The following is a 21,892-nucleotide window of genomic DNA, read 5'->3' as shown; positions in this document are numbered from 1 at the left end:
GTATCTATAGATACTGTAACTTGGGAGGGAAATTCTAGGAACATTTCGGGCCCGCCCGCCGTAGCGTTGCGTAATAAGAAACTGCACGACGCAGTAGGCACGCCACGCCAAGGAGGGATACGGATGGCACGAAAGGCAGACCGACAGTCTCGTACACGTTCCGTCCGGCGGATCACCCGGCGTCAGCTTTTGACCGCCGCAGGAGCAGGTGTTGCAGGCGCGGCGCTCCTCCCGTTGGTGGCGCCCTGGAAGGCGGGGGCGGCCCCGGCGCAGATCAAGGGCAGTTCCCTGCGCATCCTCACCTGGAGCCACTTCGTCCCTGCCTACGACACCGCGTTCGACAAGTACGCGAACGACTGGGGCGTGGCGAACGACGTCACGGTGCGCGTGGACCACATCCCGATCGACCAGCTGCCCGCTCGAGTCGCTTCAGAACTCGCCGCGGGCGCCGGGCACGACATCTTCCAGCAGAACGGCGTCATCCAAACCACCCTGTACTATCAGCACATGGTCGACGTCTCCGACGTCTGCGAGAAACTCGGCGCTCAGGCCGGCGGCTGGATCCCGATGGCCAAGCAAGTGGGTTCCGTGAACGGCCACTGGTACGCGATGCCCGAGTTCTTCATTCCCCAGCCGATGCTGTGGCGCAGCGATCTCTTCAAGGAGTATGGCCTCGCGGGTCCCGACACATGGGATCATTGTCGCACGGCGGGGCGCATCGGGAAGTCCAAGGGACACCCCACGGGCATCCAGATCTCGCACTGCAACGACTCCAACCATGACTGGCGCGCGATCTTCTATGCCTTCGGGGTGAAGGAGGCGGACCCGTCGGGTAAAGAGGTGCTGTGGGACTCGAAAGAGCTCAGGGCGGCGATGCGGTTCGGGAAGGCGTTGTACGACGAGGCCATGACCCCGGAAGTGCTGTCGTGGGACAACGTCTCCGACAACCGGTATCTCGACTCCGGCGTGGCGATCTGGATCCACGACGCGATCTCGGCGATCCGGTCGATCCAGGACAGCAACCCCGACCTCTACGCCAAGGTCAACATCTCCGGCCCGTGGATCGAACCGATGGGGCCCGTGATGCGGGCGCCCGTCGTCGACCCGACGACGCTCGCGATCTGGTCGTTTTCCAAGAACCAGGCGGCGGCGAAGGCGTTCTTGGAGCAGTACGGCGGCGACGTGAAGTTCTCGCTCACCGCGAGCAAGGGCTACAACATGCCGTACCTCCAGAAGTGGTACACGAAGCCGATGCCGGCGCTGGGTGCCGATCCGAAGGTCGGCTACCTCCAGGAGTGGGGCAAGGCGGCGCTGTGGTTCGGGTACCCCGGCCCCGCGGCCGCGCCCGCGGCGGAGGTGTTGGCGACGTTCGTCGTACCGGATATGATGGCCCGCTACGTCCGCACCGGAGATCTGGAAGCCTCGGTCAAGTGGGGGGTCGGCCAGATCAAGGGCATCTACGCGAAGTACAAGTAGACCTCGGTCACATGGGGAGGGGTCCGAAGAGGACCCCTCCCCGGTGACGGTGCCTCCTCGATGGCACACGCCGACGTCGCGCTGACCGGCCCGCCGAAGATACGTCATCGCTCGTTTACGCGGGAGCGATTGCGGTTCGGCTATTCGCTTCTCGCACCGGCCATGCTGTACATGACGCTGCTGGTCGGGGTCCCGTTCTTCTTCTCGCTCTATCTCGCGCTCAGCGACGCGTCCGTCGGCAATCAGGTCGCCGGCTACGTCGGACTCGGCAACTTCTTCGCCATCTTCCAGGACGACACGTTTCGCCTGGCCCTCCGGAACACGCTCTCGTTCACGGTGATCGCCGCGATCTTCAAGATCGTCCTCGGCACGCTGATGGCGTTTCTCCTGCTCCAGGAGGTCCGTGGTCGGAAGCTCATCCGGTCGCTGGTGGTGCTTCCGTGGACGCTGCCGGTGGCGATCAGTGCGCTCGCCTGGAAGTGGATGTTCGATCCACAGTTCAGCGCGATCAACTACGTCGGCACGCACCTGCACCTCATCGGCGGCTGGCCGAACTGGCTCGGCGACCCCACGTTGGCGCGCGCGGCGGTGATCACGGTCAACGTGTGGCGCGGATTCCCGTTTGCGGCGATCGTGATCCTGGCGGGCTTTTCCGCGGTGCCGCCGGAACTGCTCGACGCGGGGAAGGTTGACGGGGCGAACTTCCTGCTCCGGTACCGGTACATCGTGCTGCCGGTCATCACGCCGATTCTGTTCGTCGGCCTGTTGTTCGACACGGTGTTCACCCTGTCCGACCTCAGCATCGTCTACCTCCTGACCGGCGGCGGGCCGGAGAACTTCACCGAGATCCTGCCCACCCGCGCGCTAGAGATCGGGATCCAGGCGGGAGCGCTCGGTCGCGGCGCGGCGATCGCGCTGGTACTGTTCCCGTTGCTGTTGCCCGTGGTGTACGTGTTGCTCCGCAACCTTCGGAGACAGGGTGGCGTATGAACGCGGTCGAGGTGCTGCAGCGGGAGCACGTGCTCGTCGAGGAGGGCGCCCGACGGGCCAGATCGCGGGAGATCCGGCGGCACGTGCTCGTGTACCTGGGGTTGCTGCCGTTTGTGCTGATCACCGTGTTCCCCGTGTTCTGGATGGCGATCACGGCGTTCAAGACCGATAACGATCTCGTCAACCCCACCGTGTTCCCGTTCTGGTTTCACCAGGCACCGACGCTGCAGCACTTCGCGTATCTGTTCCAGCACACGTACTACGGCGATTGGGTCTTCAACACGGGGGCGATCGCCGTGGGCGTCTCGCTCATCACGCTGCTCGTGGGCGTGCCGGGGGGCTATGCGCTGGCCCGCTTGCAGCTGCCCGGGGCCGAGAACATGGGCATCGCGATCTTCCTCGGGTATCTGATTCCGCCGATCCTGCTCTTCATCCCGTTGTCCCGGATCGTCGCGATCACGCACCTGATCGATACGAAGTGGGCGCTCATCCTCGTGTACCCGACGTTCACAATTCCGTACTGCACCTGGTTGCTGAGCGGGTTCTTCAAAACGATCCCGCACGAAATCGAGGAGGCGGCCCTGGTGGACGGTTGCGGCCGCCTCGGCGCCCTCATCCGCACCGTGCTCCCCGTGAGCCTCGCGGGGATCCTGACGGCGGTGATCTTTGCGTTCACGCTGACGATGCAGGACTTCCTCTACTCGCTCGTGTTCGTGTCCGTGTCGGACCAAAAGCCGGTCCCGCTCGGGGTCGCGACGGATCTCATCCGCGGCGACGTCTATTTCTGGGGGTCGTTGATGGCGGGCGCGCTGCTCGTGGGCGTGCCGGTGGCTATCCTCTACAGTTTTTTCATGGACCAGTTCATCTCCGGGATCACGAGCGCGGCGGTGAAGTCGTAGGTGGGCCCGGCTCGGGTGCTGCGCTTGGCGTCCCGGTTGATTCGTGCGCTCTCGCGACAGCCCGAGCGCTCCGCATCCAACACCGACGCGTCATGACGACCCGCGACCGGGCGGGAATCTCGGCGTAGCCACCAATGGCGCAGGTCATGCTCGGCGCGTCGACCCCCGGGGTCGCGGCCCGGTCCCACCGCGGTCCGACGATGTCCCGGCGGCGCCGCGAAATCGGTTTGGCATACCTGCTGCTCGCGCCGGCCCTGGTGCTGGTGTTCGGGGTCCTCGTCTACCCGCTCGGCTGGCAGGTCTGGACCAGCCTCACGGATTGGTTCGCCGGGAACACCGTCGTCAGGTTCGTCGGGGTGGCGAACTACGCGGCGTTGCTTCGCGACGCGGATTTCTGGCGCGCCGCGGTCAACACGGTTGGCTACATCGCGATCACGACCGTGCTGAAGCTCGCCGTCGGCATCGGGATCGCGGTGCTGCTCGCGCGGCCCTTCCCCGGCCGGGCGTTGGCGTTCGTCGCCGCGTTCCTCCCGTGGGCCTACCCGGCGGGCCCGGCGGAGATGGGGTGGTTCTGGTTCCTGATGCCACCCGTCCACGCCTCCTACGGGGAGTTCATGGCACGCCTGCACTTCGCCGTGGACGACGCCCTCGGCGTAGGGACGTGGGGGTTCCTGAGCGTGATTCTTCTCAACGTCTGGCGGGGCGGCTCCTTTGTCGGCATCTTTCTTCTGGCCGCTCGCAACGGGATTCCGGACCAGTTGTTCGAGTACGCTGCGCTCGAGGCTCGGAATGCGTGGCAGATGTTCTGGCGGGTGACAGTGCCCATCATGCGCCCCTTCCTCGCGCTGGCGGCGTTCCTGTCGCTGACGAGCGCGGTGGCCGATCTCAGCAACATCTGGATGCAGTCCGGCCTGCGCGAAGTCTACCCGATCGTCTGGACGCAGGCGATGCACCTCGCCCTCAACGGCGGGCGGTGGGCGCTCGCGTCCGCGGAAACCCTCGCGGTGCTGCCTGTCCTGCTCGCGGTGTTGCTGCTGTGCTTCCGTCTGTTCGAGCCGCTGGAAGAGGATCCGTCATGACGGCGCGGCGCCAGTTCAATCGGGTCGTCCAGGGCGCGCTGTTGCTGCTGCTCGTGGCGTACAGCATTTTCCCGATTTACATGGTCACGATCGAGTCTGTGAAGCCGGAAGAGGAAGATGTGTTCGGCAGCCCGCTGTACGTGGCGCACCCGACCCTCGACTGGTACCGGGGGCTGTTCGACGACGAGGAGTGGTTTGTCGCCGGAGGCGTGACCCGGCGCACGGTGCCGTTCGTGCTGTGGGCCGGCAACACGGCGCTCGTGTTCGGGACCGCCCTCGTGCTGATCCTGGCCACCAGCGTGGCGGCCGCGTACGGTCTCGCACGCCTCCGGCCCCCGGGGTGGCGGTGGTGGCGGCGCGCGCTGCTGGCGATGTTCCTCGTGCCGCAGACGCTGCTGTTCCTGCCGCTGTACCAAGTCGTGTTCCGAGTTCACCTCGACGACAACCTGCTTTCCCTCGTGCTGACGTATCCGATGCTGGCGATCCCGTTCTGCGTGTGGCTCCTCTCAGCGTGCTTCCAGCGGCTCGCGCCTGAGATCGAGGAGTCCGCGTACATCGAGGGCGCTGGCCGGCTGACGGCGTTTCTTCGGATCGTCCTGCCGATGACATGGCCGGTGCTCGTGGCGGCGGGGCTGTTCGCGCTCGGCGTGATGAGCAACGACTTCATGTTCGCCGGGGTGTTCCTGCCGAACCAGTGGCACCAGACGATCGCCGCGGGCATGTCCACGATGGACGTGAGCCTGGAAGACTTGACCGTCGTGGCGGGCGTGACCGCCGGCAGCCTGCCCGTGGTGCTGATCGCCGCGCTGCTGGCTGGCACCTATACGCGTGGCCTCACGGCCGCGATGCTCGAAGGGGCGTAGCCCCGTGCGACAGGGAGCCCCGCGCCCCGAACAGAACACTGGCGCACCGATCGTCGCTCGCCCAGGGGAGGGGTCCCCGACAAGGAGAGGGCATGCGTAGGGGTCGACGCACGATCGCCTCAGCGCTCCTGGTTGCGGGTCTGGTGCTCGTGCCGACCTCGCCAATGCCGCGCGGGCAGGCCCAGGAGTGCGCGAGCGTGATGGAGGCGCTGAGCGGCTCGAGCACCTACAACTTCACGCGGACCGTGCGGGCGGTGCAGGCCGCCGGGTTTACGGATGCGCTGACCCAACCCGGCGCGTTTACGATGTTCGCCCCCGACGAGCAGGCGTTCGACCGCATCCCTGCCTGGCAGGTCAACTACGCGATGAATCACAAGGGCCTGCTCACCAACCTTCTCAAGTACCATATCGTCAGCGGCGCCGCCATCTCCGCGACGCAACTTGGGCGCGTGCAGTCGCTCCAGACCCTGCTCGGCAAGATGCTGCCCGTGACCGTGCAGAACGGCACGATCGTGCTCGACGGCGTGGCGAAGGTGCTGAACTCCGGCACGACCTGTGCGAACGGCATCGTCTATGCGATCGACCGGGTCTTGAGGCCGTAGCGCTCGATCTTCCCTCTCCTCGACCGCCCGGTGCAGGCCCCCTGGGACCACCCCGACTGGTACGACCTCCACGACACGACGTGGACGGCGGGGCCGGAGCGCGAGCCCGAGCACTATCGGGAGTTCGTGCTCGCCCTTCCGCCGCTGGACCGGGACGACCATCTGATCGACGTCGGGACCGGCACGGGCAAGCTCGCCTGCCTGATCGCACGCGGCTATCCCCGGCTCGGCCGGGTGACCCTGATCGAACCGAACGTGTCCAAGCTCGAACGGGCGCGGGCCAGAGTGGCCGACCTGCTTCCCGCTGCACACATTCGCGCCCTCCCGGGTGCGCTCGGTGACGACCGCACCCTGCCCCGCGGCGAGGCGACGATCGTCACGGTCGGCAGCGTGCTCATGCCGGTCATGGAGCTCCGAGGAGGCACACTGGCCGCGGGGCTCGCGTGGCTCAGAGCGGCGGTGCGGGAGCTCGCGACGATGTTGGCGCCAGGCGCGTGGCTCTACGACCTCGAAACACTGGCGGCGGCATGGGCGCAGGGCGCGTTGACCGACCCGGTCCGGCGTCTGTCGATGGGCGAGCTCTGCGGCGAACTCTCCGCCGGCGACTTCGAGGCCGTCGAGTGCGCTTATCGTGTTCGGGACCGTGTCATCCTCCGGGCGAGGCGCCCGGGGCCCGGCTCCTAGATGCGCGGTGCGCCTTGCTGCTGCGGAGCCGAGCAGGGTATACTTGGATCTGGCATGATCCGCTCTCAGGCGGTTCGCCGGGCGGGGATGCCCGAGCCGTCGCTCCCAGGATCGCAGCCGGTCGCGCTGTAGCAGAGAGAGGCCGCAGATGACGAAACCACGACGTCCCACTGGGTCCCGGGCCACCTCCGGCCCTCGGCAGCGGGCGGGGGGGATGTCCCCCGCGACCTGGCGGATGCTGGGCCGGGCGTTCCTCCTCGCCGCCGTGGGCGGCGGCGTCCTCGCGCTGCTGGTGATCGGTGTCCTGGCCGGGGCGGCCGTCGCGATCAGCTCTCACCTGCCTCCGGTGGACGCCCTCTACGCGGCCCCGAACGAGGCGACCCGCATCTACGCCGCCGATGGCGAGTTGATCGCCAGTCTCTACCAGGAGAACCGCGACAGTATTCCTCTGTCCAGCGTACCCCGGACGCTCCAGCGGGCTGTTGTGGACACCGAGGACGCCGACTTCTATCACAACCGCGGGATCTCCATCCGCGGGATCCTGCGAGCCGGCGTGCGGAACGCCTTGGAGGGCGGCTACGCCGAGGGCGGCAGCACGATCACGCAGCAGCTGGCGCGGAATCTGTTCCTCACGCCCCAGAAGTCGCTGACCCGCAAGATCGCCGAGATGCTGCTGGCCGTGCAGATCGAGCGTCGGCTGACCAAGGACGAGATCCTCCAGCGGTACTTGAACCAGGTCTATCTCGGCGAAGGCGCCTACGGCGTCGAGACGGCCGCGGGCGTGTACTTCGGCGAGTCGGCGAGGACCCTGACGCTCGCGCAATCCGCGATGCTCGCCGGCTTGATCCGCGCGCCATCGTCGTACTCGCCGTACGAACATCCCGCCCGCGCGCACCAGCGCATGGCGGAGGTGCTGCAGCGCATGGTCGACGTGGGCGATCTGACCCCGGCGCAGATGCGCGCCGCGCTGGCCGCGCCGCTTGGGTTGGCGGCGAAGGGCAACGGCGGGCTGATCGGCATCCGCGCCCCGTACTTCGTCGCGTACATCCTACCGGGACTGCTTCAGCGCTACGGTGAGGACACGCTGTACAAGGGCGGGCTGCGCATCTTCACGACGCTCGACCTCACGATCCAGGCGCAGGCCACCGCAGCGCTCCGTCAGGGCATCGACGCCGCGCTGGCGCAGCACCTGAATGTGCACCAGGGCGCGGTCGTGGTGATGGACCCGCGCACCGGCGCGATCCGCGCGATGGTCGGCGGCTATGACTTTCGCACGAGCCAGTTCGACCGGGCGTGGCAGGCCCACCGCCAGCCTGGCTCGGCGTTCAAGCCGTTCACCTACACCGTCGCGGTGATGCGCGGCATCCCGCCGACGCGCCTGCTGCTCGACGCGCCGCTCGAGTTCCAGTTGCCGGACGGGAAGGTCTGGAAGCCGCAGGATTTCGACCACACCTGGCACGGGTGGATCACCGCGCGGTACGCGCTCGAGAACTCCATCAACGCCGCCACGATCCGGCTCGAGCAGCAACTGGGGCCGTCCTCGATCGTGGATCTCGCGCACCGAATGGGCATCCAGAGCGCGCTGTCGCCGACCCTCGCGTTGACGCTCGGTGCGTCCGACGTGACTCCGTTGGAGCTGGTGACGGCGTACGGCGTCTTCGCGGACAACGGTGTCCGCGCGGATCCGATGGCGGTCACCAAGGTGACGGACTGGGGGGGTAAGGTGCTGGAGGAGCACACGCCGCAGCGCACGGTCGTGCTCAGCCCTGAGGTCGCGTACGTGATGACGGACATGCTGAAGGGCAACGTCCTCCGGGGCACCGGCGTCGCGGCGAACATCGGAATCCCGCAGGCAGGAAAGACCGGCACCACCGATGACTATCGGGACGCCTGGTACATTGGATACACGCCGTACCTTGTCACCGGCGTGTGGGTGGGGAACGACGACAACTCGCCGATGAACAAGGTGACCGGGGGCAGCGTCCCGGCGGGTATCTGGGCGGTCCTGATGAAGCAGGTGACCGCGAAAATGCCGCACGACGACTGGACGGCACCGGACGGCGTGGTCCAGGAGACGGTGTGCGGCACGTCGGGGCTCCTCGCAGCGCCCGGGTGCCCGGATCCGCGGCCGGAGGTGTTCATCCGCGGCACGGAACCGGACGCGTCCACGGCCCCGAGCGGGACGTCCGGCGGCGGCACGGCCGTGACCGGGCAGCCGGTGCCGGCCAGCACGTCACAGGATGTGGGCGGACAACCGGCTCCGCGCTCGAGCTCGCCCTCGCCGGAAGCGACCCCTGGCCAGCCGGGCTCGGGACCGCCGCCGGCCGGTCAGCCCGCCTCTGCACCGGCAACGCCGCCAGGCGAACCTACGCTCGCGGGGACGGTGCCGGTCGCGGTGGGCAACCCGCGAGAAGGGAGTCAGGTCGACGTCCCGTTTCTCGTCCAGGGCGCGACACGGCCGAACGCGACGGTGCACATCACCGTGGAGAGTCAGACCGCGTTGCTACGGACGCAGGTGGTGGACGTCTACGTGCGCGCCGACGACAGCGGCGGGTTCGCGTACATGGTGACGCCGTGGTTCCGGCCCGCAGGGGCGACGTACGTGGTGACCGTGACCGCGTCCACCGGATCTCAGAGCGGGTCTGCGACGGTGCACGTGCAGGTGCGGTAGTCCGCGCGAAGCGGCCGGCCGCCCTGCGCCCGTCCGGATCCCGGCCGCGCGCTTGCGCGCCTGAGGGCCTCCGGCTTATAGTAAAAGGTACGCTCCGCGCGGCGGACGTGGGGTCCGCTCGGTCGCGGGGAGAGGGGGTTCGACGTGTCCGGACATTCCAAGTGGCACAATATCAAGATCAAGAAGTCCAAAGTGGACCAGCAGCGGGGCAAGTTGTTCAGCAAGCTGGCGCGCGAGATCATCATCGCCGCGAAAGACGGCGGCGGCGACCCCGGCGGCAACATGCGCCTCCGCGCGGCGATCGACCGCGCCCGCGAGGCGAGCATGCCGAACGACAATATCCAGCGCGCGATCGCCCGAGGCACCGGCGGTGCCGAGGGCGCGAACTACGAGGAGGTCACCTACGAGGGCATGGGGCCCGCGAGCGTCGCCGTGCTGGTCGAGGTGCAGACCGATAACCGGAACCGGACCGCGTCGGAGATCCGGAACATCCTGACCAAAGCCGGCGGCTCGATGGGGGCCTCGGTGGCGTGGATGTTCGACAAGAAGGGCGTGATCACGGTTCCGCGTTCGGCGGCCTCAGAGGACGAGATCCTGGGACGGGCGGTGGACGCCGGTGCGGAGGACGTGAAGACCGGCGAGGACGAGTACGAGATTACGACGGCGCCCGAGGATTTCGCCGCCGTGCGGAAGGCGCTCGAAGAGGCCGGATACAAGTTGAACTCGGCCGAGGTCACCATGATGCCGAAATCGACCGTCCCGCTCTCGGGCAAGGAGGCACAACAAGTGTTGCGCCTCATGGAGGCGCTCGAGGACCACGATGACGTGCAGCATGTGTACGCGAACTTCGACATTCCCGACGAGATTCTGCAACAGGTTGGCTAATCTGGGAGGCGCGTATGGGGGTTCGTGAGGGTGTGCAGGCGGGGTTTCAGTTGATCTGGAACACCGTCCAGAAGAACGTCGAGGCGATGCCCGAGGCCGGGATGGAGTTCACGCCGGCCGGGCTGGACACGCGTTCGTTTCGGGCGATTGCCGTCCACATGGCGAACGCCACCACGACCTTCGGCCAGAACATCGGCAAGGACGTGTGGGAGCGCGCCATCCCGTATCCGATGGACGCGCCGATGTCGAAATCGCAGGTTCTTGCCGCGATGCGCGAAGCCGGGCAGCGGTTTCTGGCTGGGGTGGCCCGTCTCACGGACGAAGAGGCCAACCGCGTCGTCCGCACGCCGTGGGGGATGGAGATGCCGCAGGGGATCGTCGTCCAGGGCGGGGTCACGCACATGTTCTACCACAACGGTCAGCTGTCGATTTACCTCCGGATGCAGGGCGTGAAACCCCTGTTCCTGGCTCGCTAGCCTCGACGGCCCGCCTCCGGGCGGAGGAGAGTTGGGGCCAATGGCGAACATTGGTTCGTTGTTGATCGAGACGCAGCAGCGGCCCATGCCGAGTCGGAGCAGTGTTCATGCGGATTCTTGGGATCGACCCGGGACTGCGGTTGACCGGGTATGGTCTCGTCGAAGTGACGGGGGCCAGGGTCGCGTTCGTGGAGGCCGGCGTGATCCGCACCAGCCTTCGCGCCACGCTCCCGATCCGACTTCACGAGTTGCACGTGGGCGTACACGAGATTCTCGCGGCCGGCCGGCCGGCCGCGATCGCCCTTGAGGATGTCTTTGCCCATCCCGGCTTTCCCAGAACGGCCATCATCATGGGGCATGTCTGCGGGGTGATCGGGCTCGCGGCGGCCCAGGCCCGGGTGCCGGTGGACACGATCGCGCCGGCCGCGGTGAAGCGGGCCATGGTCGCGTCCGGTCAGGCCGACAAGCGCCAGATCCAGCGGATGGTGCGCATCTTGTTGAACCTCGCTGAGGAGCCGGGTTCGCACGCGGCGGACGCGCTGGCACTCGCCCTCGTTGCAGCCTCCCGGCGGGGGGCCGCGCTGCAGATCGGCGCCGGCGCCCGGGCGCCGGCGTGATCGCGTTTTTGCGCGGGCGCGTCATCCGCCACGCCGACGACATGCTGGTGATCGAGTGTGGCGGCGTCGGGTACGAGGTGCGGCTGCCGGGGTTTCTCCGGGACCTCCTGCGGGGGGAGCCGGGCCGGATCCGCGAAGCCGAACTTGAACTGCACATCTCCTATCATGTGTCGACGAACCAGCCCAGGCCGCTGCTCGTTGGGTTTCTTCGAGAGATCGAGCAGGAGTTCTTTGAGCGGTTCATCACCGTCGACGGGTTGGGGCCGACGAAGGCGATGAAAGCGATCGTGCACCCGGTCGAGCAGGTCGCGGACGCGATCGAGCGCAAAGACGTGGCGTTTCTGCGCCGGCTGCCGGGGATCGGCGCGCGCACCGCGGAGAAGATCGTGGCCTCCCTCCACGGCAAGATGGGCAAGTACGCGCTGCTCCGGTCCGAGACACCGGTACCGCCGGAGGTCGCGGCGGAGGACTTCCGCGCGGAGGTGATCGAGGTGCTGACCGGACAGTTGGGGCACCGCGGCGCGGAGGCCCGGCGGATGGTGGAGGACGCCTTCCGGCGGAACCCCGCGATCGCGTCCGCAGAAGATCTGTTCCAGGAAGTGTACCGCGCCGAGCGGGGAGCGCCCGCGTGACCCGCGAGCGGCTCGTCGGCGGCATGTCCGACCCGCGGCCGGGGCCCGCGCCCGCGGCGGGGCCCGCGCCCAGCGGGGTCGAGGACGAGCAGCTCATCCGCAGCCTGCGTCCGAAGCGACTCGACGAGTGTATCGGGCAGACCCGCGTCACCAGCGCGCTCAAGATCAGCCTGCAGGCCGCGCGCGAGCGCGGCGAGGCGCTCGATCACGTGCTCCTGCACGGGCCGCCGGGGCTCGGCAAGACGACGTTCGCAAACGTGGTCGCCGCCGAGATGGGGACGAGCATCGTGACCACGTCGGGGCCGGCCCTCGAGCGCGGCGGGGATCTGATGGGGATCCTCACCAACCTCAGCAAGGGCGACGTGCTCTTCATCGATGAGATCCACCGCCTGCCGCGCACGGTGGAGGAGTTCCTCTACCCGGCGATGGAGGACTTCTGCGTCAACTTCGTCATCGAGAAGGGCGCGCACGCGCGGACGCTGCGGTACACGCTGCGGCCGTTCACGCTCGTCGGGGCCACGACCCGGGCCGGCCTGCTGTCGTCCCCGCTCAGGGAGCGGTTCGGGATCACGCAGCATCTCGACTTCTACCCCGTCGACGAGCTGACGCTGGTCGTGCGGCGCTCGGCTTCGATCCTCGGGGTGTCGATCACGGACGACGGCGCCGCGGAGATCGCGCGACGCGCCCGGGGCACCCCGCGGATCGCGAACCGGCTGCTGCGCCGCGTGCGTGACTTCGCGCAGGTTCGCGCGGACGGCGCGATCACGGTGGAGGTCGCGCGCGATGGCCTCGAGTTCGAGGGCGTGGATCCGCTCGGGCTCGACGTGCAGGATCGGGAGCTGCTGCGCACGGTGATCGAGGTGTACGGCGGCGGGCCGGTCGGGGTCGAGGCGCTCGCCGCGACGCTCAACGAGGAGGTGGACAGCCTCGTCGAGATGGTCGAGCCGTTCCTGTTGAAGATCGGGTTCCTGACCCGCACCCAATCCGGGCGTCGTGTGACCGCCCAGGCCTGCGACCACCTGGGTCTGGCCGTGCCGGATCGGGGCGGGCGCGGGCAGGGGACGCTGTTCTCGTAGCCATGCCGCAGATCGGCCGATTCCTGATTACCATGGGCGTGCTGCTGATCATTCTGGGCGGACTCGTCCTCGTGCTGGGCGGGCTGCCGAGGCTGCCGGGGGACATCTACGTGCAGCGCCGGGGCTTCTCGTTGTACGTGCCGGTGGTCGGGAGCTTGCTGTTGAGCATCGTGCTCACGATTCTGCTGAACCTGTTCTTCGCGCGGCGATGATCCGCCCCGTGCTGCTGGTCGCGGCGGTGGCGGCGCTTGCGGGAGCGTGGCCGAGCGCCCCCGCGCCTGCCGGCGCCACCGAGCCGCTGATCGTGCGCGTGGGCATCCAGGTCGATCGCCCCGCGCTACACCTCGCGGCCGACGGGCCCGTGCAGGCCGTGCAACCGGACACGGGGGCCGTTGCCACGCTGCCCGGCGCCCCGTGGACCGTGCAGGCGACCGCAGAGGGGCTCGGCATGGCTGGTACCGTGTTCGGTGCGGTCGTGCGTCTCTCGGCGCAAAGCGGCACGATGCGGGTCGAGGGTCGGTTGTATCGGGGCACGATCGAAGTGCACCGGACACCCGCCGGCCGCGTCACCGCGATCGACGAGCTGCCGCTCGAGCAGTACCTGTACGGCGTCATTAAGGGCGAGATCGACCCGCACTGGCCGTCCGAGGCGGTGAAGGCGCAGGCCGTCGCGGCGCGGACGCTCGCCGTCGAACGCATCGAGGAGGCCCACGCGGCGGTCACCGGGTACGATCTCGCGGCCACCACCGATGCGCAAGTCTACCTCGGCGTGGCGGGGGAGGATCCGGCCGCAATCGAGGCGGTGGACGCGACGCGCGGGTTGCTGGTGACCTACGACGGGCGGCCGATCTTTGCCGCCTACCACTCCAACTCCGGAGGGCACACCGAGGACAGTGAAAACGTCTGGGGCACCGCGTACCCCTACCTCCGGGGCGTGGCCGATCCCTACGCGATGAGCGCGCCGGGGGTGTCTTGGACCGCGGCGGTGCCGCTCGGCACGCTCGCCGCCTCGCTCACGCGCGGCGGCGTCCCGGTGTCATCGCTCGACGGGGTGGAGCCGGGGCGGGTGACGCCGTGGGGACGAGCGATCACGGTCCGCGTGCTCGGCGACGGCGGGACGGCTCAGGAGATCTCGGCCAACCGCTTCCGGCTGTTGGTCGGCGCCGGCGTCGTCAAGAGCACGATGTTCACGGCGTCGCGACGCGGCGCGGACGCCGTCTTCAACGGGCGCGGGTCCGGGCACGGCGTGGGGCTCGACCAGTGGGGCGCTCGTGCGATGGCGGCCCAGGGATCGACGTTCCAGCAGATCCTTCAGTTCTACTATACGGGCGTGTCGATCGGGCAGGTCTACTGACGGGTTCGCGTCACCGCTCCGACCGCGAGACGGACGGCGCCGGCGTGGGTTCGGCGCGTTGTACGCGCGGGCGCGGCGCGGCCTCGGGACGGCGTGGGGCCGGCGCCCTCGTGCGCCAGGAGCCAGCGCTTGCGATCGAGGCCGCCGGCGTAGCCGGTGAGCGTTCCGTTGGCGCCGATCACGCGGTGGCACGGGACGACGATGGCCACCGGGTTCAGCGACACCGCGCGCCCCACCGCCCGGCTCGCGGCGGGGATCCCAAGCCGCCTGGCGAGCGCGCCGTACGTCAGTGTCTGCCCCGCCGGGATCCTCCGCAGCGCCGACCAGACGCGTCGTTGGAACGGCGTGCCGCCCGTGTCGACCGGGACGTCGTCAATGGCGCGGTGCGTTCCGGCGAGATACGCGCGGACGCGGCGGCTGAGTCCCGCCGGGTTGCGCGTCGGGTGCAGCCGGATCTCGCCGTACCGCGCCCGCAGGAGCCGCCGCATCCGCCGCTCGTACCCGCTATAGTCGAGCGCGCACAGGCGCGCGCCGTCGGAGACGACGAGAATGGTTCCGATCGCCGAGTCGATGCGATCGATCAGCAGGTTCATGTGGGCTCCTCCTCCCGGTGACCGCGGCCGTATCCTTCAGCCACAGGTGCATGACCGCGTAGGCGCGCCACGGCCGCCATGCAGCGGCGATGTCCGAAACCCGTGCCGGCGTCACCCGCACCGTCGGGCTGGCCATCGCGCGCAGGACGCCGAGGTCCGTGGCAGGAAAGGCGTCAGGCTGATGCAGCGCCCGCATCGCAATGTACTGCGCCGTCCACTCGCCGATGCCCGGTACGCGGCGCAACCGGTCGACCGTCGCGTCCAGGCCGTCGGTCGGCTGGAGCAGGTCCGCGTCTGCCACGGCGGCCGCGGCCAGCGCAGCGACCGCTGCCGCGCGCGCGCGGGGCAGGCCGATCGGCGTCAGATCGGCGCCGGCGAGCGCGTCGGGCCGCGGAAACAACACGCGGAGGTCGGCGGCTGTGCGCGGCGTTTCTTCCGCGGGAAGCCTCTCCCCGTACGCGGCGGCCAGCCGGCCGGCGAGCGTCGTTGCGGCCGCGACGCTGATTTGCTGGCCGAGAATCGCGCGGACCGCGAGCTCGAAACCGTCCCAGGCGCCCGGGACGCGGAGGCCGGGCCGGGCCGCGATGCACGTGGCGAGCCGGGGGTCGTGCCGGAGATACGCCTCGATCGCGGTGATGTCGGCGTCCAGGTCAAAGAGCCGCCGGAGGCGCCCGACGATCGCGCCGAGCGCCGTGACGCGCGTCACGCGAATCGTCGCGAGGAGGTGCGACTCGCGGTCGGCCGGGCGTACCTCGATGATCCCCCTGGCGTCGTCGACCGAGATGGCGCGACGATAGTCGTCCTCGCCCACGGCTTCGACGCCGGGAATGGCCCGCGGCCTCAGGAACGATAGCATCGCCGCCCAGTTGTACGGCGCGCGGAACGGGAGCTTCAGCGTGATCCCGCACGCGCGGGACGCCGCGGCGGGAGCGGCCCGTCTGAGTTCACGCGGCGCCCGCCCGTACGTCCGGCGCATCGCGTCGTTGAACCGGCGCACGCTGCCGAACCCCGACGCGTAGGCGACGTCCGCCATCGACATCGCGGTGTCGCCGATCAACTGCTTGGCGAAGAGGATGCGGTGCGCCTGAGCGACCGTGATCGGCGACGCGCCGAGGTGCTTGTCGAACAACCGTCGCAGTTGACGCGCGGTGATGCCGAGGCGCCCTGCGAGCGCCTCGACGCCGCTGTCCTCAAGCGTGCTCTCGGCGATCAAGTCCAAGGCGTGCGAGACCGTGCGCTCGGTGCCGCCCCATCCCGCGACGCCGGGGGCGAGTTCGGGCCGGCACCGCAGGCAGGGACGGAAGCCGGCCTGGTGCGCCGCCGCCGCGCTCGGCAGGAACAGGCAATGTTCGATCTTCGGCGGGCGCGCCGGGCAGATCGACCGGCAGTAGATCCCGGTCGTCAGGACCGCCGTGTAGAAGCGTCCGTCGAACCGCGCGTCGCGCGCCCGGATCGCTCGGTAGCATGCGTCCCGGTCAAGGTCCATGACCCTAGTATAGCGCCGGCATCATCAATTTCTGGCCGTTTTCGGACATGATAGTCCGGCCCATGAGGTCCGAAAACGGCCAGACGACTCCCGGCGGCTCCCGTTAGCGTGGGCGCATGAGCCGGAGCCCAGGTTGCGGCGGTGGCCCGGCGCGGCGCGCACGGTTCGATCTCGGCGACGGCGCGGCGCTTCTCGTCACGACGATCTGGGGGGTGAACTTCGCGTTCGTGAAAGCCACGCTCATGCAGTTCGACGTCCGCGCGTTCACGTTTCTTCGGTTCGTCGGCATGGTCGCGCTGGCCTGGATCGTGCTCGCGTCGGCACGGCGGATGCGGCGAGGGTCGCAGGGGGGTGTCGCGCCGTCACGCGCCGACCTCGGGCGCCTCGTCATCGCCGGCGTTGTCGGGCACGGCGCGTATCAGCTGCTGTTCGTCTTTGGCCTTCAGTCCACCACCGCGTTCTCCACGGCGCTGCTGCTCAACACCACGCCGGCGTTCACGTCGCTGTTGCTCTGGGGGCTCCGCCTGGAGGCGGTCGCGACCGTGCAGTGGGCGGCGACGGCGGTGTCATTTCTCGGCGTGCTCGTGTTTGTCTACGACAAACTCCGCGTCGGATTGGCGTCCGCGGGGATGGGGGATCTGTTGAGCGTGCTCGCGGCGCTGTGCTTTGCGGTCTACAACGTGGTCAACAAACCGCTGCTCTCCCGCTACCCCGCCACGGCGCTGACGACCTACACGCTCACGATCGGCGCGGTGCCGTTGCTGGCGGTCTCGCTGCCGGGTGTGGTCGTGCAGGACTGGGGCCGGGTGTCCGGCCTCGGCTGGGCCGGCCTGCTGTGGTCGGTGGTCGTCCCGGTGTACGTAGCGTGGACGCTCTGGACGTGGGTCTCGTCTCGCCTCGGCGTCGCGCGCACCGCCACGTTCATCTACGTGGTACCGATTGTCAGCGCGATGGCGTCGTGGGTGCTGCTCGGAGAGCGGTTTGGAGCGCTCAAAGTGGCGGGCGCCCTGATGGTTCTCGGCGGTCTCGTCATCGCCCGCGCGAGCGCGCCTGCGGCGGTCCCGCCTCGGGATCCCGGACCCGCGCCGCGTGCCGTGCGGGCCGCCGTCTCCGCCGCGTCCGACGGTTCGGGCGGCGGCTGATCAGCGACTGTCGCGGCCGGCCGATGTGCGCGCCCACGGCCGCGGGGACGGCAGCGGCGTGAGCACGCGCTCCAGTTCTGTCCGCAGCGGCTCGAACTTCGGCGGGAGCGACAGCGACTCGCCGAGATGCTCCGGGCTTTCGTCGGTGGCGAACCCGGGTCCGAGCGTCGCGATCTCGAACAGAACCCCGCTTGGCTCGCGGAAGTAGATCGAGCGGAAGTAGAAGCGATCGATGACCGGCGTGACGTGGGCGCCGGCTCGCGCGAGGCGCTCCCGCCACGCCGCGTGCTCGGCCATCTCACACGACCAGGCGACGTGGTGGACCGTGCCCGCGCCCGCCACGCCGCGGCCGGGCGCTGGGTCGTATGCGTACAGTCCGCCGCGGCGCGGCCCGCGGATCTCGAACTGCCCGCGTGCGATCGGCGCGAACCCCAGCGTGTCCTCGAGGAACGGCTGGCTGCGTTCCGGGTTGACGGCGTACGCGCGCACGCCGTCGAATCCCCGGAGCGCGACCGCCGCCGGGATCTCCGGGTGCGCGCCCGTAAGCGGCGCGTCGCCGACCTCGGAGATGCGCAGTTCCAGGCCCAGGCCCTCGGGATCCTCGAACCGGACGCCGCCGGCCTCCCGCGCCGTCTCGACGCCCGCGTCGCGGAGCCGCGACGCCCAGAACTCGAGCGCGTCGCCGGACCCCACGCGCCAGGCGATCCGATGCACCATCCCGGCGCCGGCCCGCCCGCGCGGGGTGCCCGGGTACTCGAAGAACGTCAGGTCGGCCCCCGGGCTACCGGCCTCGTCGGCGTAGAACAAATGGTACACGGTCGGATCGTCCTGATTCACCGTCTTCTTGACCAGACGCAACCCGAGCACGCCCGTGTAGAATTCCACGTTGCGTCTCGCGTCGGCCGTCACGGCGGTGATGTGATGGATCCCGTCGAGCCGCATCGCGAACCTCCACAGCTCATCGTTCGAGCACTCGAACCCGGGTGCGCCCGGAACTACGCCCCGCCGGCGGGTTTCATTCCCGCGCCCGCCGGCTGCCGCGCCGGAGGCGGTCGACGAGGTCGATGAACCGCCGAGCAGCGGCGGAATGCTCGTCTCGTCGAGACGCGAGATGAATCGGCGCCCGCAGTCGCGGCCGGGCCCCGATGCGCCGGTAGACGACACCGTCCATGCGCTGGCGACGGAGTGACGCGGGGACGATTGAGACCCCGAGCCCGGCGGCCACGAGATTGAGCGTGGACACGATCAGCGGCGCCTCTTGACCGATGTTCGGGCTGAAGCCCGCGCGGCGACACGCCGAGATGATCGCGTCGTGGAGACCTGGTCCGCTCGGCCGACGATACAGGATGAAAGTCTCCGCGGCGAGCGCTCGGAGCGGCAGCGCCGCCTCGTCGCGGTCGGCCGCGCGCGCCAGACGGTGCGCCGTCGGCAGCGCGACGATCATGGCTTCGTCGAGGAGCGCTCGCACGACCAAATCCGGCGCGTCCGCGATCGGGGAGCGGATGAACGCCGCGTCGACGCGGCCGCTGCGCAGGTCCTGCACGAGATCGGCGGTCCCGTTCTCCTCCAGCGTCAACGACACATCCGGGCACGCCTCGCGAAACGCGCGAATGACGCGCGGCACAAACGGATTGAACGGCGCGGAACTGGTGAAGCCGACAGCGACACGACCGCGCAGGCCCGCCGCGGTCTGCCGGACGGCGGCAGCCGCGCGATCGACGAGCGCGAGAATCGCGCGTGCGTCGGCGAGGAGGGCATGGCCGGCGTCCGTCAGTTCGACCCCTCGCGGCTGTCGATGAAACAGCTGCGCGCCAAGGTCCCGCTCGAGCGCCCGGATCTGCTGGCTGAGCGGAGGTTGCTGGATCCCGAGCCGCGCCGCGGCGCGGGTGACGTGCCGCTCCTCGGCGACGGCGATGAAATAGCGCAGATGTCGCAGCTCCACAGATCAATATATATCATATATGATAACCAGGCGTTCCATATATTGGACATGATCCGCTCTGGAGCGCTAGGGTGGGGGTATCGCGGTCCGGTGAGGAGGCTGTCGACATGAGCACGCTCGCATCGAGCCCAGAGATGGCGGCTCGCGTCTACGCGACCATGGCGCAACGGCTGGCGGTGGTGCGCCGACGGTTGGGGCGCCCGCTGACGCTCGCGGACAAGATTCTGCTCGGCCACCTCGACGATCCGGCCGGGCAGGACGTGGTGCCCGGCGAAAGCTACCTGCGACTCCGGCCGGATCGCGTCGTCCTGCAGGACGTGCTCGGGCAGACCGCGATGCTCCAGTTCATGCAAACTCGGCGCACCGCCGTCGCAGTGCCCACCACGATCCACTGCGACCACCTGATCCAGGCGAGGGTGGAGGGGCAGGCCGACCTGCGCGCCTCCGTGGACGAGAACCGGGAGGTCTATGACTTTCTGCGGTCGGCGGCCGCCCGGTACGGGGCCGGCTTCTGGGGCCCCGGCGCCGGCATCATCCACCAGGTGGTGCTCGAGCACTACGCCTTCCCGGGCGAACTCATCATCGGCACCGATTCACACACGCCGAACGCGGGCGGCCTTGGGGCGTGCGCGGTCGGGGTCGGCGGCGCGGACGCGGTCGAAGTGATGGCCGGGCTTCCCTGGGAGGTGCTCTGCCCGAGGCACATCGCCGTGTACCTGACCGGCAGGCTGCGCGGATGGGCGGCGCCGAAAGACGTCATCCTGTGCGTTGCGGACCGACTCACAGTCGCCGGAGCCACGAACGCGATCGTCGAGTACATCGGCCCCGGTGCGGGGACGATCAGCGCCACTGGCAAGGCCACGATCGCGAACATGGGAGCCGAGCTCGGAGCGACCACCTCGATGTTCCCGCACGACGACCGGATGGTCAGGTACCTGCGGGCCACGGACCGGGGCGATCTGGTGCCGCTGGCCGAACGCTACCGCGATCTCCTGGTGCCGGACGCCGAGGTGGAGGCGGCCCCGGAGCGGTACTACGATCGCGTCATCGCGCTCGACTTGTCTCGGCTGGAGCCGCACGTCGTCGGTCCGCACACGCCGGACCGCGCGCGTCCGATCTCCGCGCTCGCCGCCGAAGTGCACGACCCGCGCAACGGCTTCATCGACCGCGTTTCGGCCGCGCTGATCGGCAGCTGCACAAACTCCTCGTACGAGGACCTGAGTCGAGCGGCGGACGTGGCCGCGCAGGCGCGCGCCCACGGGATCGCGGCATCGGTGCCGTTCTTCGTCACGCCGGGCTCCGAGCAGGTCCGCGCGACCACGGAGCGTGACGGACAGATGCGCGTGCTTCGGGACGTCGGCGCCGTCGTGCTCGCGAACGCGTGCGGCCCGTGCATCGGGCAGTGGCGGAGGGCCGACGCGGGGGCGGGGGCCCCGAACACGATCGTGACCTCGTACAACCGCAACTTCCCGCGACGCAACGACGGGCACGCCGCGACGATGAACTTCATCGGTAGCCCGGAGCTCGTGACCGCGATCGCGCTGGCGGGCCGCTTGTCGTTCAACCCGCTCACCGATCCGCTGATCGGTGCCGATGGCCGCCCCTTCATGCTGGCCGCTCCCGCGGTGGCGCCCGAGGTGCCGCCGCGCCGATTCGAACTCGGCCGCACCGTCTACGTGGCGCCGCCCGACGACGGAGGCGGCGTGGCGCTCGAGGTGGACCCAGGCAGCGAACGGCTGCAGGTGATGGCACCGTGGCCGGCGTGGGACGGCCGGGACTTCACGGACCTGCCGGTGCTGATCAAGACGAAAGGCAAGACCACGACGGATCACATCTCCCCGGCGGGCGTGTGGCTGCGCTACCGCGGGCACCTCGATCGGTTCAGTGACAACATGTTCATGGGCGCGACCAACGCGTTCACCGGCGAGGCCGGCACGGGCAAGAACGTGCTGACGGGAGCGACCGGAGACCCTGTCTCCACGATTGCGCGAGCGTACAAGGCCAGCGGGGTGCGGTGGGTGGCGGTCGGCGACCACAACTACGGCGAGGGGAGCAGCCGCGAGCACGCCGCCCTGTCGCCGCGCCTGCTCGGGTGCGCGGCCGTCATCGCCCGGAGTTTCGCGCGCATCCACGAGACAAACTTGAAGAAACAGGGGCTGCTGGCGTTGACCTTCCGCGACCCCGGCGACTACGACCGCATCCGTGAGGACGATCGCCTCAGTCTCGTGGGGCTGGCAGAGATGCGGCCCGGCGCGCCGGTCGAGTGCGTCGTCGCGCACGCCGACGGCACGGCCGACACGCTGTGGCTCGGTCACTCCTTCGGCGCGGCGCAGCTGGCGTGGTTCCGCGCCGGGTCGGCGGTCAACGCGCTGGCGACTCGCTGACACGGGCCGCGTCGCCCGCGACGGGCTGCTACGATAGAGCC

21 protein-coding genes are annotated in these 21,892 nt (G+C 69.2%); 17 read left to right on the top strand and 4 right to left on the bottom strand.

Annotation, left to right across the window (positions count from 1 at the left end):
• The first annotated feature begins 123 nt into the window (after positions 1 to 123).
• From VKZ50_21385 to VKZ50_21315, 15 genes are all read left to right on the top strand, one after another.
• Positions 124 to 1,476: an extracellular solute-binding protein gene (locus VKZ50_21385; GenBank protein ID HLJ62283.1), complete on the top strand. Its 1,353-nt coding sequence runs from the start codon at positions 124 to 126 to the stop codon at positions 1,474 to 1,476.
• A gap of 60 nt (positions 1,477 to 1,536) precedes the next feature.
• Positions 1,537 to 2,466: a sugar ABC transporter permease gene (locus VKZ50_21380; GenBank protein ID HLJ62282.1), complete on the top strand. Its 930-nt coding sequence runs from the start codon at positions 1,537 to 1,539 to the stop codon at positions 2,464 to 2,466.
• Entirely contained in the window at positions 2,463 to 3,365 is a 903-nt protein-coding gene (locus VKZ50_21375) for a carbohydrate ABC transporter permease (protein ID HLJ62281.1), read from the top strand. The genes VKZ50_21380 and VKZ50_21375 overlap by 4 nt, the downstream gene beginning before the upstream one ends.
• A 134-nt stretch (positions 3,366 to 3,499) precedes the next feature.
• The gene (locus VKZ50_21370) at positions 3,500 to 4,444 is read left to right on the top strand and encodes a sugar ABC transporter permease (GenBank protein HLJ62280.1); all 945 of its coding nucleotides are present in this window, start codon (positions 3,500 to 3,502) and stop codon (positions 4,442 to 4,444) included.
• Complete coding sequence (locus VKZ50_21365; protein ID HLJ62279.1) at positions 4,441 to 5,307, top strand: carbohydrate ABC transporter permease; 867 nt, start codon at positions 4,441 to 4,443, stop codon at positions 5,305 to 5,307. Before VKZ50_21370 ends, VKZ50_21365 begins: the two co-directional genes overlap by 4 nt.
• 92 nt (positions 5,308 to 5,399) lie before the next feature.
• Positions 5,400 to 5,909 (top strand): fasciclin domain-containing protein, encoded by a 510-nt coding sequence (locus VKZ50_21360; GenBank protein HLJ62278.1) that lies wholly within the window; start codon positions 5,400 to 5,402, stop codon positions 5,907 to 5,909.
• A gap of 30 nt (positions 5,910 to 5,939) precedes the next feature.
• Complete coding sequence (locus VKZ50_21355; protein HLJ62277.1) at positions 5,940 to 6,593, top strand: hypothetical protein; 654 nt, start codon at positions 5,940 to 5,942, stop codon at positions 6,591 to 6,593.
• 214 nt (positions 6,594 to 6,807) lie between these two features.
• Entirely contained in the window at positions 6,808 to 9,264 is a 2,457-nt protein-coding gene (locus VKZ50_21350; protein ID HLJ62276.1) for a PBP1A family penicillin-binding protein, read from the top strand.
• Between the two features lie 144 nt (positions 9,265 to 9,408).
• Positions 9,409 to 10,149, top strand: coding sequence for a YebC/PmpR family DNA-binding transcriptional regulator (locus tag VKZ50_21345; protein ID HLJ62275.1), 741 nt, complete (start codon positions 9,409 to 9,411; stop codon positions 10,147 to 10,149).
• A 14-nt stretch (positions 10,150 to 10,163) separates the two neighbouring features.
• Complete coding sequence (locus tag VKZ50_21340; GenBank protein ID HLJ62274.1) at positions 10,164 to 10,625, top strand: DinB family protein; 462 nt, start codon at positions 10,164 to 10,166, stop codon at positions 10,623 to 10,625.
• A gap of 107 nt (positions 10,626 to 10,732) precedes the next feature.
• Complete coding sequence (ruvC, locus tag VKZ50_21335) at positions 10,733 to 11,242, top strand: crossover junction endodeoxyribonuclease RuvC (protein HLJ62273.1); 510 nt, start codon at positions 10,733 to 10,735, stop codon at positions 11,240 to 11,242.
• The gene (ruvA, locus tag VKZ50_21330) at positions 11,239 to 11,874 is read left to right on the top strand and encodes a Holliday junction branch migration protein RuvA (GenBank protein ID HLJ62272.1); all 636 of its coding nucleotides are present in this window, start codon (positions 11,239 to 11,241) and stop codon (positions 11,872 to 11,874) included. The genes ruvC and ruvA overlap by 4 nt, the downstream gene beginning before the upstream one ends.
• A 23-nt stretch (positions 11,875 to 11,897) precedes the next feature.
• On the top strand, positions 11,898 to 12,950 hold the full coding sequence (ruvB, locus tag VKZ50_21325) for a Holliday junction branch migration DNA helicase RuvB (protein HLJ62271.1): 1,053 nt from the start codon (positions 11,898 to 11,900) through the stop codon (positions 12,948 to 12,950).
• Between the two features lie 2 nt (positions 12,951 to 12,952).
• Entirely contained in the window at positions 12,953 to 13,162 is a 210-nt protein-coding gene (locus tag VKZ50_21320) for a DUF2905 domain-containing protein (protein ID HLJ62270.1), read from the top strand.
• The gene (locus tag VKZ50_21315) at positions 13,159 to 14,304 is read left to right on the top strand and encodes a SpoIID/LytB domain-containing protein (GenBank protein ID HLJ62269.1); all 1,146 of its coding nucleotides are present in this window, start codon (positions 13,159 to 13,161) and stop codon (positions 14,302 to 14,304) included. Before VKZ50_21320 ends, VKZ50_21315 begins: the two co-directional genes overlap by 4 nt.
• On the opposite strand, the gene VKZ50_21310 is transcribed toward VKZ50_21315, so the two are convergent.
• Both VKZ50_21310 and VKZ50_21305 read right to left on the bottom strand, forming a co-directional pair.
• The gene (locus VKZ50_21310) at positions 14,298 to 14,897 is read right to left on the bottom strand and encodes a methylated-DNA--[protein]-cysteine S-methyltransferase (protein ID HLJ62268.1); all 600 of its coding nucleotides are present in this window, start codon (positions 14,895 to 14,897) and stop codon (positions 14,298 to 14,300) included. The genes VKZ50_21315 and VKZ50_21310 overlap by 7 nt on opposite strands.
• Entirely contained in the window at positions 14,809 to 16,383 is a 1,575-nt protein-coding gene (locus VKZ50_21305; GenBank protein ID HLJ62267.1) for an AlkA N-terminal domain-containing protein, read from the bottom strand. The genes VKZ50_21310 and VKZ50_21305 overlap by 89 nt, the downstream gene beginning before the upstream one ends.
• Before the next feature lie 116 nt (positions 16,384 to 16,499).
• Here VKZ50_21305 and VKZ50_21300 point away from each other — a divergent pair, with 116 nt between their 5' ends.
• Positions 16,500 to 17,525 carry a DMT family transporter gene (locus VKZ50_21300; GenBank protein ID HLJ62266.1) on the top strand — a complete coding sequence of 342 codons (1,026 nt, stop codon included), beginning with the start codon at positions 16,500 to 16,502 and terminating at the stop codon, positions 17,523 to 17,525.
• On the opposite strand, the gene VKZ50_21295 is transcribed toward VKZ50_21300, so the two are convergent.
• Together VKZ50_21295 and VKZ50_21290 are read right to left on the bottom strand one after the other, a co-directional pair.
• Entirely contained in the window at positions 17,526 to 18,467 is a 942-nt protein-coding gene (locus VKZ50_21295) for a ring-cleaving dioxygenase (GenBank protein ID HLJ62265.1), read from the bottom strand.
• Positions 18,468 to 18,540: 73 nt separating this feature from the next.
• On the bottom strand, positions 18,541 to 19,467 hold the full coding sequence (locus VKZ50_21290) for a LysR family transcriptional regulator (GenBank protein ID HLJ62264.1): 927 nt from the start codon (positions 19,465 to 19,467) through the stop codon (positions 18,541 to 18,543).
• A gap of 107 nt (positions 19,468 to 19,574) precedes the next feature.
• Here VKZ50_21290 and VKZ50_21285 point away from each other — a divergent pair, with 107 nt between their 5' ends.
• A complete protein-coding gene (locus tag VKZ50_21285; protein HLJ62263.1) occupies positions 19,575 to 21,851 on the top strand; it encodes an aconitate hydratase in 2,277 nt (758 codons plus the stop codon).
• Positions 21,852 to 21,892: the final 41 nt, after the last annotated feature.

The organism is bacterium (genome assembly GCA_035295165.1).
Classification (GTDB): Bacteria; Sysuimicrobiota; Sysuimicrobiia; order Sysuimicrobiales; family Segetimicrobiaceae; genus JAJPIA01.
The sequence above is the reverse complement of the archived record's forward strand: the minus strand, read 5'-3'. Positions and strand labels throughout refer to the sequence as shown.